Origin of the sequence: Pseudomonas fluorescens (assembly GCF_000968015.1) — a bacterium.
GTDB lineage: Bacteria > Pseudomonadota > Gammaproteobacteria > Pseudomonadales > Pseudomonadaceae > Aquipseudomonas > Aquipseudomonas fluorescens_W.
On record NZ_LACH01000034.1, the window covers coordinates 79,416 to 93,304 of the forward strand.

Here is a 13,889-nt window from a genome sequence, read left to right on the forward strand (position 1 = left end):
TCAGACCGCTATCGCGAGCAGGCTCACTCCTACATTGGGCTTTGTGTTTATTCAGTGGGTTTCGCGCGCCTGGCCTTGAAGAACTCGCTCAACACCGCCCCGCACTCCTCCGCCAACACCCCGCCTTCGTACAGCACCCGGTGATTCAAAAAGCCCTGGGTAAAAAACTGCCCCTGACTCTGCACAATTCCAGCCTTCGGCTCCAGCGCCCCATACACCACCCGCGCAATCCGCGAATGCACGATCAACCCGGCGCACATGCTGCACGGCTCAAGCGTCACGTACAGCGTGCTGCCGGGCAGGCGATAGTTGCTGGCCGCCAACGCCGCCGCGCGGATCGCGACCATCTCGGCGTGAGCACTCGGGTCATTGCCGCTGATCGGGCAATTGAAACCCCGGCCAATGATTTCACCGTCCTGCACCAGCACCGCGCCCACCGGCACTTCACCCAGCGCCGCGCCTTGGGCAGCCAGGGCCAGGGCCTCGCGCATGAAGTCACGGTCACGGCTGCGGTCGATGATTGCTGTCGGGCGTATCTGACGCATTACGCCACCTCGATGGCGGCCATCAGGCCGGTTTCCATGTGATCGATCACATGACAGTGGAACATCCAGATCCCCGGGTTATCCGCCACCAGCGCCACTTGCGCGCGCTCGTTTTTGCCCAGCAAGTAGGTGTCAGTGAAGTACGGGATGACCTTGTGCCGGTTCGAGGCGATGACCTTGAAACTCATGCCATGCAGGTGAATCGGGTGTTGATACTGAGTCATGTTCTTCAATTCGAAAATGTAGCTCTTGCCCTTCTCGAGCTTGGCAATCGGGCGGTCGGCGCAGGTTTTGTCGGTGATGTCCCAGGCCTTGCCGTTGATCTGCCACAGGCTCGGCGGCTTGCCATTGTCGACATTCACCGACACCGAGCCTACCCATTCGAAATTGAAGTTGAGTTTCTCGGCATTGGCCAGGTCCGGCTCGGCCACCGGGTTGGCGGGCAGCGCGGGCGGCCATTCGGTTGGTGCATCGGTGTTCGCCACCGAACGGAATGTGCCCAGTCGTACCGGGCCGTTGCGCAGGGACAGCTCTTCACCGGCCGGCGGTGCCTTGATCGCCAGGCAAATACGCATGCCCGGACCGAGCCAGTATTCCTTGCCCAACGGGCGCGGTTCGATGGGGTTGCCGTCCAGCGCATAGATCTGCGCTTCGACGCCAGGAATGTTGAGTCGGTAGGTCAGGGTGTTATCGAGATTGAGCAGGCGCACCCGGGTGATCTGCCCGGCGGGCAAGTCGATCACCGCTTGCGAGACGCCATTGATCGTCGACAGGCGCCCCGCCGTGCCACCACGGGCCGCTTCGCGAGGAACGCTGAACGCGACAAAAGCGCCCTCTTCATCGACGTGCCAGCTCTTGAGGCTCAAGGTCTTTTCGTACTTGAAACCGGTAGGCTCGCGCTCTTCGATGATCAACGGGCCGACCAGCCCGCGACCGAGCTCTTCGCTGCTGTTCACATGCGGGTGATACCAGTAGCTGCCGGCGTCGGGCACGCGGAATTTGTAGTCGAAGTATTCGCCCGGCAGCACTGGAAGCTGCGAGACGTAGGGCACGCCGTCCATTTCCAGCGGCAGGCGGATGCCGTGCCAGTGAATGGTGGTGGCGACCGGCAGGTGGTTGATGAAACGCACCCGCAACCATTCGCCCTGACGCACGCGCAACTCGGTGCCCGGCGCCGACGGGCCGAACGCCCAGGCTTCGGTCTTGTGCCCGGCCACCAGCTCGACGTCCAGCGGTGCGGCGATCAGCTCGTAGTCGTGGCCCGCGTCGGCGTCGGCCATCTTGCCCAACCAGTACCGCGACGCGCCCCCCGCTCCGACACCAACGACAACAAGACCGGCCAGGCCACCGAGGATTTGGCGACGGGTAAAGGACATGAACTCAACTACCTCTCGTATCAGCGACAGGCGCGGGGGCCTGCAAAAGGCGAATACGATACACCTGCGGATGAGAAACAGTAAGGGTGGGGTGGCGGATGGCCGCAGAGGCCACCCCTCACCCTAACCCTCTCCCCAGGGGGTAGAGGGGACTGACCGAGGTGTTCTTAGAGCTACATCGACCTGAAAAATCGAGTCGAACTCAGGTTTGAAAAGCTTGAAGATCTGCTCCCTTTCCCCCTCTCCCCTCTGGGGAGAGGGCTGGGGTGAGGGGTGGATCTTGAATCTAATCAACTAGCGTCCGGCAACCACCGACCCCATCAACAAATGCACAACGCCTTCGTCCAGCGTCATGACTCCCGGCAAACCGGCCCTATTTAAAGCCTGCCGATCCATTCTTGCCACATCCCGCAACTCCACCCGCACCCGGGTCAGCGCCACAGGCTGCTGCGACTTCAGGTTATCCACTCCGCCCAGTGCGGCGACGATATCTGGCGCCAGACCAGAAACAGGCTGAGCAACCACCTTCGGCTCATCCACCACCAGATCCGGGGTCAACGCTTTCCAGAACGCCCGCTGCATTTTCTCGAACATGCTCAGTTCTCCAGTACCAGTGAAGTATCGACCGTCGCCTCGTGATACAGCCGCAACGCCTCGCGCACTTGCTCGGCGCTTTCCAGGCCCAGCACTTGCTGGGCGATGGCCTGGCAGTCCGCCAGATCCACTTCGCGAACCGCCGCCTTGATCGCCGGAATCAACGGCACGCTCACCGACAGTTCATCCACCCCAAGTCCCAGCAACAACGGCACCGCCAGCGTTTCCGACGCCATGGCGCCACACACACCGACCCATTTGCCATGGGCGTGGGCGGCCTTCACGGTGCTGGCGATCAAACGCAGCACCGACGGATGAAAACTGTCGGCCTGACTGGCCAGGCGCGGATGATCGCGGTCCATGGCCAGGGTGTATTGGGTCAGGTCGTTGGTGCCGATCGAGAAGAAATCCACTTCAGGCGCAAACAGGTCGGCCATCAGGGCCGCTGCCGGCACTTCGATCATGATCCCCAGTTTCGGCAGCTCGGTAAGTCCCAAGGCCAGCGCCTCTTCCTCAAGCAGCTGCCGGGCCTGTCGCAACTCCGACAGCTGCGTGACCATGGGCAACATGATGTGCAGACGGGCCAGCCCGGCGCAGCTCAGGATCGCCTTGAACTGATCGCGCAACAGCTGCGGGCGCTCCAGGCACAAACGAATCCCGCGCATGCCGAGGAAAGGGTTGGTTTCGCTGTCCATCGGCACGTAGGCCAACGGTTTGTCGCCGCCGACATCCAGTGTGCGCACCACCAGATTGCGCGTCGGCCCGAGTACTTTGGCGATGGCGCTGTAGGTTGATGTTTGCTCGTCATGGCTCGGCGCATGATTGCGATCCAGATAAAGAAACTCCGAACGCAACAAGCCGACGCCCTCGCCTCCCAGTGCCACGGCCTGCTCCGCTTCAGCCAGCGAGGCGATATTGGCCGTCACTTCAAAATGGTGACCATCGCGGGTACAAGCCGCCAACGCCGCGTGCGCCAACTCATGTTGATGGCGCTTCTGCTGGCGCTGACGATTGGCTTGCAGCTGCTCGATGGCCGCCAGATCCGGGGCCAGATGCAGCTCGCCCTTGTCGGCATCGAGCAATACTTGGGTGCCGTTGGCCAGCCCCAGCACCTGAACGGGCAACCCGCAGATCGCCGGTAAACCGGACGCCCGCGCGAGGATCGCGACGTGGCTGGTAGCGCCGCCACCGACCGTGGCGAACCCCAGTACCTTGCGGGTATCGAGCCCGGCGGTCTGTGATGGCGTCAGTTGTTCGGCGATCAGGATCGCCCCTTCAGGCAGCGCCATCGCCTGATCCTGTACGCCGAGGATCAGCTTGAGTACTCGCTGGCCGACATCGGCCAGGTCCGCCGCCCGTTCCGCCAGCAAGACGTTGCCCAGGCTTTTGAACAGGGTTGCCACCGACTCGGTGGCCGCGCGCCAGGCGAACCCGGCACTTTTGCCTTCGATGATCAGCGCATCGGCCTGATCCAGCAGACTCGGGTCTTCAAGCAGTTCCTGATGCGCCTTGAAAATCTCTGCCTGGGCATCCCCGGTGGCGTTGTCACGCAGCTGCTGCAAGGCCAGCACCGCTAGGGCCAAGGCCCGAGACAGATGCGCTCGCTCAAGCTGCGGACCGACGCCGAACTCGCTCACTTCAAGTGTTTGCTCGGCGATCTGCACAACTTGGCCAAACGCCGAACCCGCCGAGGCACAGACTCCGCGCAAAACCTTTAGCGATGAAGCTTCAACCGTCTCAACTTCTGCCATCGCGGCGACCGTCTCGCCACACCCGGCGGTCAGCAGTTCGGCCAGCGTCTTGATCGCCGCTTCAGCATCCGGGCCGGCCGCGCTGACTTGCACAACGTCACCGTGAGCCGTCTGCAACGCCATGATCGCCACCAGGGATTTCGCGTTCGCACTCTCTTGCTGTTTATGCAGGTAGATGCTCGCCGAAAAACCTTTCGCCGCCTGAGCGAATACCGCTGCCGGTCGGGCGTGCAAACCGTTCGGGTTGGCGAGTGTCACCGGTTTGGAAAACAGTGCTTCGCCCTCTTCCGCCACCGGCTCATCGGTTGTCCGCTCGGTGGAATTCAAGCTCAGTAGCGGCTGGCCACTGTCTACCAAACCGGTTTCCGGTGTCAGCCAAGTGAACGGCTCACCGCTGACCACCAGCATCAACGTCAGCAGGCTGCGGGCATTCAAAGCAATAAAATCGGCATCGAATTCGATCAACGCCTGCCCAACGTCAACCTGCTGGCCCTCCTCCACCAACCGCGTGAACCCCTTCCCCGCCAGGTTCACCGTGTCGAGGCCGATGTGCATCAACACCTGCACACCATTTTCGCCGGTGATGCTGATCGCATGCCCGCTGGCCTGCACATTGCTGACAACCCCTGCCAACGGCGCGCACAACGTCGTTGAAGTCGGATCGATGCACACACCATCGCCGATCACGCGGCTGGAAAACACCGGATCGGGCACAAGCTCCAGTGGCATCAATACGCCGGACAGGGGCGCGTGCAGTTGCAATTGTTGGGGTGTGGCCATGACGTCACCTGCTGTTTTGTTCTGTATATAGGACGCTGGGATGTTGCGGTACCCGTAGGAGCTGCCGAAGGCTGCGATCTTTTGGCGACTTCAAGTGCGCTAAAGATCAAAAGATCAAAAGATCGCAGCCTGCGGCAGCTCCTACAGTGTGTGGCGCTATTTCCACCAGTACTCGACTTGCAATCCGACGTTCGAACCGTGTCGCGCCGTGCCAAAGGTGCCGGTGTCGGACAATGCCGAACCCGCCGCCAGTTCATTGGCCGCCCGTTTGGCCGCCTCGTTCCAGCTCGCATAGGTGTAATACAGACGCACCTCGGGGCGCGCCCAGAATTCCGGGCCTTTGGGTGACCAGGTCGGGGCGAAGGTGAACTTGCTCAGCTTGCGCGTGCCACCTGTAGCTTCAACCTGATCGTGACCCAGTTCGGTCACCAGTTTGAACTGCTCGGTGATCGCATAGGTCGGGCGAACGCCCAGGGAAATCCAGTTCTGATCACTGCCGTCCTGGCGAATGTCTTTCTGATAGACCGCCTCGATCTGCCCGCCAAATCGTGGCGTCACCTGCCAGTCGAAGAACTCCACCACTCGGTAACTTTTGTTGCTGTCGTCCAGCTTCACGTTGCCGGTATAGCCCAACCCTGTGCCGGGGCCTTCGCCGTACTGGAAGGCCAGTTTGTTCTTGCCACCCAGAAAACCTTTCTGCACATGCTGGGTGGTGATCGCCCAGCCACGGTGAGCGTCGCGGCTGTCGGGTTTGTCGATGTAGCTCAGCCCGAACTCCAACGCACCGCCGGGGTTGGTGTTGAAGCCGGCAACGTTGAAGTCGTGACGGTTGATGTAGGCCTTCTGGTACAGGTTGTCCTTGCGCGAAAAGGCGTAGCTGTATTTCAGATCGCCGATCAGCACGTCCTCGATACCACCGCCGGTGGCGCTCTGGTTCCAGTAGTAGAAATCGGAAATGTGGATGTCGTTCCGTTTGTAGTAACGCCGGCCGGCCCACAGCGAACCGCCGTTGAGGCTTGGCATGTTCGACCATTGCGCGTACGCCTGCGGCAGGCGCACCGAGCCGTTGTCACCGTTGAAGGTCAGGTCCTTGTCGTACTGGTTGTACAACGAAGCCATGCCGTCGACGCTCAGCACCGAACCGTCATCCAGCGTGTACAAATCCTGGCGCAATTCCAGTTCAGCGTACTGCTCGCATTCGTTGCCCAGGCGGTATTTGGTCTGCGCACCCGGCAGCTGGAAACACTGCTGTTTACCGCTGTTGACCGAGGTCCCGACGCCGCTGCGCAAGTAACCGGCGAACTCCAGCGCCTGGGCCGAAAGAGGCAAAGCCAGGCACACGCCCGCCACGACAAGGCTGCGATTTATTGTTGTTTTCAAGAGCTACCCCATTATTTTTATTGTGTGCAGCGGCAAAATCGGCGCGCAAAACTCCCCCGCGCAGCGTTCTGCGTATTTTTTTGAGTCGGTGTTTTTTTGCGGTCGGTCAGTCGGTCATATGCAGCACGAACGACTCATAAGGCCGTAAGTGGACCTGACTATTTCGCACCGGACTGTCCGGGTAATTACTGATGACCAGACGCTGGGCCATCGCTTCACTGATCACTTCATCTGGCAGTTCGACTTCGCATGGCGTGCCGTAGAAGTTGTTCAGCACCAGCAACCGTTCGCCATTGCCTTCACGCACGTAAGCCCAGATTTGCCTGTGCTCTGGCAACAACTGCCGATAGACACCCTCGGACATCAGCGCCTCAGTGCGACGCAAGGCGATCAACTGACGGTAGTGATGCAGCACCGAATCCGGGTCATCGAGCTGAGCGGCAACGTTGATCTGCCCGGCGTTCGCCGGCACCCCGATCCACGGTTCGACAGCGCTGAAACCCGCGTTGGGCTCGGCATTCCAGTGCATTGGCGTACGGCCGTTATCCCGGGACTTCTGCATGATCGCCGCCATGTTGTCGGCGTCGCTCGCACCCGCCTCGCGCTTGAGCCGGAAGATGTTCAGCGTCTCGACATCGCGGTACTGATCGATGTGATCGAAGCCCGGATTGGTCATGCCCAGTTCCTCGCCCTGGTACACGAACGGCGTGCCCTGGAGGAAATGCAGCGCCGTGCCGAGCATCTTCGCCGAGAGCACCCGATATTCGCCGTCATGACCAAAACGCGAGACCACCCGTGGCTGGTCATGGTTACACCAGAACAGCGCATTCCAGCCACCGCCGGCCTGCATGCCGGTTTGCCAATCGGAGAGAATGCGCTTGAGTTCGAGGAAATCGAAATCGGCACGGACCCACTTCTGCAGGTTCGGGTAATCGACTTTCAGGTGATGGAAGTTGAAGGTCATCGACAGCTCTTTCGAGTCCGGTCGCGAGTAGCGGATGCAATGTTCGAGGCTGGTGGAAGACATCTCACCGACGTTGATCAGGTCATGGCCTTCGAAGACTTCGCGGTGCATCTGCTGCAAGTATTCGTGGACGTTCGGGCCGTCGGTGTAGAAGCGTCGACCGTCGGTATTGTCCTCGGGAAAATCCGCCGGTTTGGAGATCAGGTTGATCACGTCCAGACGGAACCCGCCTACGCCCTTGTCGCGCCAGAAACGCATCATCTTGAAGACTTCGCCGCGCACCTTGGGGTTATCCCAGTTCAGGTCGGCCTGAGTGTGATCGAACAGGTGCAGGTAATACTGACCGGTCTGGGCTTCGTACTCCCAGGCCGAACCACCGAACTTGGATTCCCAGTTGTTCGGCTGGTCGCGCCAGATGTAGAAATCCCGGTACGGGTTGTCGAGGCTGCTGCGGGCTTGCTGGAACCAGGTGTGCTCGATGGAGGTGTGGTTGACCACGATATCGAGCATCAACTTGATCCCGCGCTTGCCGGCCTCGGCGATCAACAATTCGCAATCGGCCATGGTCCCGTAACTCGGATCGATGGCGTAGTAATCACTGATGTCGTAGCCGTTGTCGCGCTGGGGCGAACGCAGGAACGGCGTGATCCACAGGCAATCGACACCCAGCCAGCGCAGGTAATCGAGCTTGGCCACAACGCCCAGCAAATCACCCGTGGGGTTGCCGGCGTGGCTGTGAAAACTCTTCGGGTAGATCTGGTAGATCACCGAACGTTGCCAGTCTTGCATGGCGCTATTCCTTCAGTAAGTTTTGTACAGGCCTTGAGGGCCTCATCGCGAGCAGGCTCACTCCCACAATGGAATGCGATCAACTGTGGGAGCGAGCTTGCTCGCGATAGCGATCTGTCAGGCGACCCGATACCCGGGCCGAACAATCTTCATGCTCAACCCGCAGGTCAGAACAAACGGCACGACCATGGCAATGACCATCCCGATCACGAACATCGGAATGAACTGCGGAATGATCGAGATAAAACCGGGCAAGCCGCCGACGCCGATCGCCGAGGCCTGGACCTTGTTCAGCGACAGGAAAATGCAACCCAGGGCCGAACCGATCAGGGCTGCGTAGAACGGAAATTTGTAGCGCAGGTTGACCCCGAACATGGCCGGTTCGGTGATGCCGAAGTAAGCGGAAATCGCCGAGGTCGAAGCCATGCTTTTGTCCCGCACGTTACGGGTCATGTAGAACACCGCCAGTGCCGCACTGCCTTGGGCGAGGTTGGACATGACGATCATCGGCCAGATAAAGGTGCCGCCCTGGGTGGAGATCAGCTGCAAGTCGACTGCGAGAAACATGTGGTGCATGCCGGTGATCACCAGCGGCGCGTAGAGCAAACCGAAAATCGCCCCGCCGACCATTGGCGCCAGGTCAAACAACATGACCACGCCTTCGGTGATCAGAATCCCCAGATGCCGGGTCACCGGGCCGATCACCGCCAGCGCCAGTACGCCGGTCACGACGATGGTGGTGATTGGCACCACCAGCAATTGCACCGCGTTTGGCACCCGCGCCCGCAGCCATTTCTCGATGACGCTCATCACATAGGCCGCCATCAGGATCGGCAGGATCTGCCCTTGGTAACCGACCTTCTCGATCCGGAACAACCCCAGGATGTCGAAGTACGGCAGGCTCTGCCCGTCCAGCCCGGCCACCGCTTTGCCGTAGTTCCAGGCATTGAGCAGATCGGGGTGAACGAGCATCAGGCCAAGCACGATGCCGAGGATTTCGCTGCCGCCAAACCGCTTGGCCGCCGACCAGCCCACCAGCGCCGGCAGGAACACAAACGAGGTGTTGGCCATGAGGTTGATCAGGCTCCAGAGCCCGTCAAGCTTCGGATAGGCGTCCAGCAGGGTCTGGCCCTCGATGAACATGCCCTTGGCGCCGATCAGGTTGTTGATGCCCATCAGCAGGCCGGCAATGATCAGCGCCGGCAGGATAGGCATGAACACGTCGGAAAAAACCCGCACCAGCCGTTGCATGGCGTTGATCTTGTCGGCGCTTTTTTGTTTAACGTCGGCGATGGTCGAGGCCGCGAGACCGGTTTGACGGCGCAGTTCGGCGTAGACCTTTTCCACTTCACCGGGACCGATAACCACCTGAAACAGGCCACCGGTGAAGAACGAACCTTTGACCAGATCGATTTGGTTCAGCGTGGCGCTGTTGACCAGGCTTGGGTCCTTGAGGGCCAGGCGCAGGCGTGTGACGCAGTGCGCGGCCTGCTCGATGTTGTCGTTGCCACCGAGGCTTTGCAGCAGCTCGCTGGCGATATTCGGATAGTCGTGGCTCATGCTTGTTCTTCCGCTGTAGTTTTTTGTTATTGGCAGCACACCGAAACGAAAAGTACTCGTCTGTACGAGTTAAAGCAACAACTCGTACAGACGAGTTTGATTTTGTTTATCCTGAACCCGACAGGCGGCGATCTTTCCTACCTCAAAAGTCAAAGAAACCTAACGCCGCATGGACAAACCCCTACCCTGCCCTTAAGGTTCGAAACCTTGAGCACAGCGCGGTACAGAGCCATTCCCATGAGTAAATACAACCAGATCTACAGCGATCTGCTTGCCAGCATCACGACCGAACGTCTGGAACGCGGCGCCCGGTTGCCTTCCGAAACGGAACTGATGGACAGCTATCAGGCCAGCCGCGGCACCGTGCGCAAGGCCATCGAGCAACTGCAGGAGCGCGGTTTCGCCCAGAAAGTCCACGGCAAAGGCACGTTCGTGCTGTCGACCAACCCGATCGAATTCCAGTTGGGCGGCATCGTCAGCTTCCAGGAGACCTACCCGCGCCTGGGCAACGACGTCAGCACCGACGTGGTCGAGTTCACTCAAATCCCCCTTGAAGGCCCCTTGCTTGAACACATCAAGGCCGAAGAAGGCAGCCTGATCACACGGATCAAACGAGTGCGGCGGATCGACGGCAAACGCGTGATCCTCGACATCAACCATTTTGTCAGCGACGTGATTCCCGGCCTGTCCCGCGACATCGCCGAGCACTCGATCTACGCCTTCATCGAGCAGACCTTGCAACTGCAAATCGCCTACGCCCAGCGCACCATTGAAGCGGTGCCCCGGAGCAAGGACGACCAGCAACACCTGGACCTCGACGGCCAGAGCCATGTGATCGTGGTCAGCAACCAGACGTTTTTGCAGGACGGACGGCAGTTCGAGTACACCGAATCGCGGCACACCCTGGACAAGTTTTACTTTTCTGACATTGCACGGCGCTAAGCCTGATTCTGGTACTCGCCAACTCCTACGTCTTGCGTCAGCAACTGACCACCGACAGCTAGCCAGTGCCTTACAGATGGAATCGATGCCCTTTGAGATAGTGAGCGCCCTCTCAGCAACCTCTCAAGGCGAGCATCATGGACGATACTCAAGACACAACCCTGCCCGACGCTACCGATGCGCTGGCCCTCCAGGCCCTGATCCCTGATCTGGTAACCGATTGCCCCGACCTGCACGCCATGGCGTATCAGGTCGCCAAAGACATTCTCGTCCAGCACAACATCACGGATATCGAACCCGACAAAGTCTACTGGCATCGGTTTAATGCCGCTCAAAGCAGCTCGAAGACCTTTACCGGCTGGCAGCATGTGTTTGAAACACCCAGGCAGTCGATGACCTTCCCGCAACTGGTCATGCAGCGTTTCAGTGTCCACGACCAGGACAACGGGGACCTGCTGGACGTTGACAGCGGTTTCTACCGTGCCGACGGCAATGCCGGAAACTACGATGAAACCAACGAGATTCGCCTGCATGCCAGGGATGTGTTGAAAACCTTCTGGGATGTCAATTTCGCTGACCGTTACAAAACGGCCATCGCGACGTTCTGGGAAAAGCACAGCGACAACTTCCGTGCGCTGGCCAAGTGCACGTTCATTGCCAAAGCCATTGAAGACTACGAGAAGGGTCACTTGACCCGAGAACACTTCACCACCGTGCTCAGGGCTGTCGTCGGTAATGTCAGCAGGCCGCTCACCTGGCAAATGCTGCTGGACGAGGCGCCAACGGGCAGCGGTTTATCGATTCGCACGTTTTGCATTGACCACTTCGTGTCGACGGACATCCTCAGCATCACTGACGACAGTGACCTGAACATTCTCTACGTTCCGGGCGAACCCAGAGGGTTTCACTGTTTTAACAAGGTCGAGGAGCTGCACGAATGGCTGGTCAATGAGGTCAAGGACGCTGAAGGCCGCGAACGCATGCTCATGCACTTCAAACAGGCAGAGCGGGATATCCTTCAGGAAAAGCCTGCTTCGCTGGGGCACAAACTGGCCAACTTCACCGGCATTGGTCTGATCGTTCATTTCCTGCAGAACACGGAATATGAAAATGTCGGCCTCACCCACGCCTATGACGTTCTACCGAGTGACAATGAAGCCGCGAACGTTCATTTGCTCCACTACCGTGGCGAGAAAATTGCCGGTGATGCGTTCACCCATCTGAACCGGTCCACTCATGAGCGCATGCTCAGCGACGCCAATTACCTGCTGCACTCCAACGGCGAGATCAGAAAAAAACTGTGGATAGGCTATCTCAATGCCTTCAACCACACCTTCGGGCCGATGGCCGCCCTTGCATGGCCGGCAGCGCTGGTTGTCGTTGGCGCGGGCATTGCCAATGTCGGCCTACACATCGATCAAGCCATCAACGCGACTACCCCTGCGGAACGCAAGGCAGCCGTCACTGGTGCCATTCTCGGTAGCGTGGACGTGCTGTTCAATTTGCCATTTTTACGAGGGGCGGCCGAACTCGCAGAAGCAGCGCAAGCAGAAACAGAAGCCGAGGAGGTACTCACGACCGGGGAAGATCCAGGAGAGTCGGGCGTAGCAGTAAATCCCCCCGTCGAAGCCATTGCCCCCCGCCCAAGCGATTCCGACATATTGGCGCCTTTTGAAACCAATGAAATTCTCGATGGCGATTCCCCGACCAACGCCGAAGGCAAGTTTCAAGGTATCTATCAGCCTGAGACAGGCGGTAATTACATTGCCATCGGTGACAGTTTCTACCAGGTGCGCTACAGCAATGACATGAGGGCCTGGACAATCGTCGACCCGGTCAACCCCTACTCCTTTTACCGCAACATACCGGTGCGCCTGAATGAACAGGGCGAATGGACGGCCCTCACGCGTCCCGGCCTGGCGGGAGGTGGCAGGTTTTCCGATCTATTTGCCAGGGCCGAGCCGTCACTCCCGGACTTCGATGCCCCGGCGACCGCATACGATGTTCCGCAGGACATCAAGCCAGCCCTCAAACAGGCGGCCAAGGGTATGGCCCCGAAGTGGGATTTGAAGGACGGCTTTGCCAGTCCCAACAATCCGGACAATGAGCTGGAAGCCTTCAAGAGACTGCGCCGAACGCTGCACGACGACGCCGTGACCTTCTATTCGCAACCGCCGCTGCGACCCAGACCGACCCTTCCATCGTTCATCGCGAATGCAAAGATCAAGGACATCATCAAGACGCTTTTCAAGCGGTCACAGAGCCTGGTCATCGGTGAAAGTCACTCCAGCGTGGGCAGCAAACAGTTTCTGGTCGAGAACATGAGTGTGCTGCGCAAACAAAAGGTCAAGACCTTGTACATGGAGCATCTGCTGACCGATTTCCATCAGGCTGACCTGGACGTGTTCAATCGCACCGGGGTGATGTCCGAGGATCTGGAAAGCTATCTCAAGGACCTTGACGCAGGTTTTTCGACTGACCCCAGCGAACAATTCACCTTTGAGCAGGTGGTCAGGACAGCGCAAAAAAATAACATACGCGTTCAAGCCATCGACTGCCTGGCCAGTTACCGCAGCACCGGCATTACACAGGCAAGTATTAATTTTCGGCAAAAAATGATGAATTTTTTCGCCCGACAAGTCATCGGCGCCGACCAGACAGCCAGAGGCGCACATCACTGGGTGGCGTTGGTCGGGAACTCCCACGCCAATACCTATGGCGGCGTGGCGGGAATCAGCGAGCTTGAAGGCAGCATCGGGCTGCGTATTGAAAGCGTAGGCCCGGACGAGCTCGGCGGTATCAAGGTCGACCCGGGGGTATCCGACGAGGCGCGCCCCGGGCGAGCAGCCGGTTTTGCCAAAAATGACTTGTTGCTGCAAATCCCGACGCCGAAAAGCGTGGTCCTGGCGCAAAGGCTGGAGGATGGGCTACCCACGCCTGGCACGTACACCCTCAGCACCAGTACCGGCGAACCCTTGCTGGTTCACCGCAGCAGAACCCTCACCAACAGAGTCATCACCAGTAACGGCATCATCACTCGGGGAAAACTTCTCCGAACGCCCATAAAACATGATGCCGCCGGGTACTACGTCGAACGGGATACCTGGCAGATCAACGGTCGACGCTTTCAAACCACCGCGAGCTTGAGTTCAGCCCTGCACAGAATGGGCATGACTCCTGTCCGACTACCCGGCGTCTAAAACGCAAA

Annotated in this window: 9 protein-coding genes; 2 read left to right on the forward strand and 7 right to left on the reverse strand. The window is 59.3% G+C overall.

Features of this window, described 5'->3' with window-relative positions:
• Positions 1–47: 47 nt before the first annotated feature.
• The 7 genes from tadA to treP all read right to left on the reverse strand — a co-directional run bounded on the left by tadA (position 48) and on the right by treP (position 9,739).
• On the reverse strand, positions 48–545 hold the full coding sequence (tadA, locus tag VD17_RS16280) for a tRNA adenosine(34) deaminase TadA (protein ID WP_046054673.1): 498 nt from the start codon (positions 543–545) through the stop codon (positions 48–50).
• Positions 545–1,921 carry a multicopper oxidase family protein gene (locus VD17_RS16285; RefSeq protein WP_046054674.1) on the reverse strand — a complete coding sequence of 459 codons (1,377 nt, stop codon included), beginning with the start codon at positions 1,919–1,921 and terminating at the stop codon, positions 545–547. The genes tadA and VD17_RS16285 overlap by 1 nt, the downstream gene beginning before the upstream one ends.
• 294 nt (positions 1,922–2,215) lie before the next feature.
• The gene (locus tag VD17_RS16290) at positions 2,216–2,515 is read right to left on the reverse strand and encodes a PTS transporter subunit EIIB (protein ID WP_046054675.1); all 300 of its coding nucleotides are present in this window, start codon (positions 2,513–2,515) and stop codon (positions 2,216–2,218) included.
• A gap of 2 nt (positions 2,516–2,517) precedes the next feature.
• On the reverse strand, positions 2,518–5,046 hold the full coding sequence (gene ptsP, locus VD17_RS16295; protein WP_046054676.1) for a phosphoenolpyruvate--protein phosphotransferase: 2,529 nt from the start codon (positions 5,044–5,046) through the stop codon (positions 2,518–2,520).
• 156 nt (positions 5,047–5,202) lie between these two features.
• Entirely contained in the window at positions 5,203–6,426 is a 1,224-nt protein-coding gene (locus VD17_RS16300) for a maltoporin (protein ID WP_046054677.1), read from the reverse strand.
• A gap of 106 nt (positions 6,427–6,532) precedes the next feature.
• Positions 6,533–8,179: an alpha,alpha-phosphotrehalase gene (treC, locus tag VD17_RS16305; RefSeq protein ID WP_046054678.1), complete on the reverse strand. Its 1,647-nt coding sequence runs from the start codon at positions 8,177–8,179 to the stop codon at positions 6,533–6,535.
• Positions 8,180–8,296: 117 nt separating this feature from the next.
• Positions 8,297–9,739, reverse strand: a complete 1,443-nt coding sequence (treP, locus tag VD17_RS16310) for a PTS system trehalose-specific EIIBC component (protein ID WP_046054679.1) — start codon at positions 9,737–9,739, stop codon at positions 8,297–8,299.
• A 237-nt stretch (positions 9,740–9,976) separates the two neighbouring features.
• On the opposite strand from treP, the gene treR reads away from it, so the two are divergent.
• Positions 9,977–10,681 carry a trehalose operon repressor gene (gene treR, locus VD17_RS16315; RefSeq protein WP_033061491.1) on the forward strand — a complete coding sequence of 235 codons (705 nt, stop codon included), beginning with the start codon at positions 9,977–9,979 and terminating at the stop codon, positions 10,679–10,681.
• Between the two features lie 137 nt (positions 10,682–10,818).
• Positions 10,819–13,881, forward strand: coding sequence for a membrane-targeted effector domain-containing toxin (locus tag VD17_RS16320; protein ID WP_046054680.1), 3,063 nt, complete (start codon positions 10,819–10,821; stop codon positions 13,879–13,881).
• The last annotated feature ends 8 nt before the right edge of the window (positions 13,882–13,889 follow it).

Bases quoted from the DNA above. Each gene is read 5' to 3' on its own strand.
- tadA (WP_046054673.1), bottom strand. From the start codon at position 545: ATGCGTCAGATACGCCCGACAGCAATCATCGACCGCAGCCGTGACCGT.
- VD17_RS16285 (WP_046054674.1), bottom strand. From the start codon at position 1,921: ATGTCCTTTACCCGTCGCCAAATCCTCGGTGGCCTGGCCGGTCTTGTT.
- VD17_RS16290 (WP_046054675.1), bottom strand. From the start codon at position 2,515: ATGTTCGAGAAAATGCAGCGGGCGTTCTGGAAAGCGTTGACCCCGGAT.
- ptsP (WP_046054676.1), bottom strand. From the start codon at position 5,046: ATGGCCACACCCCAACAATTGCAACTGCACGCGCCCCTGTCCGGCGTA.
- treC (WP_046054678.1), bottom strand. From the start codon at position 8,179: ATGCAAGACTGGCAACGTTCGGTGATCTACCAGATCTACCCGAAGAGT.
- treP (WP_046054679.1), bottom strand. From the start codon at position 9,739: ATGAGCCACGACTATCCGAATATCGCCAGCGAGCTGCTGCAAAGCCTC.
- treR (WP_033061491.1), top strand. From the start codon at position 9,977: ATGAGTAAATACAACCAGATCTACAGCGATCTGCTTGCCAGCATCACG.
- VD17_RS16320 (WP_046054680.1), top strand. From the start codon at position 10,819: ATGGACGATACTCAAGACACAACCCTGCCCGACGCTACCGATGCGCTG.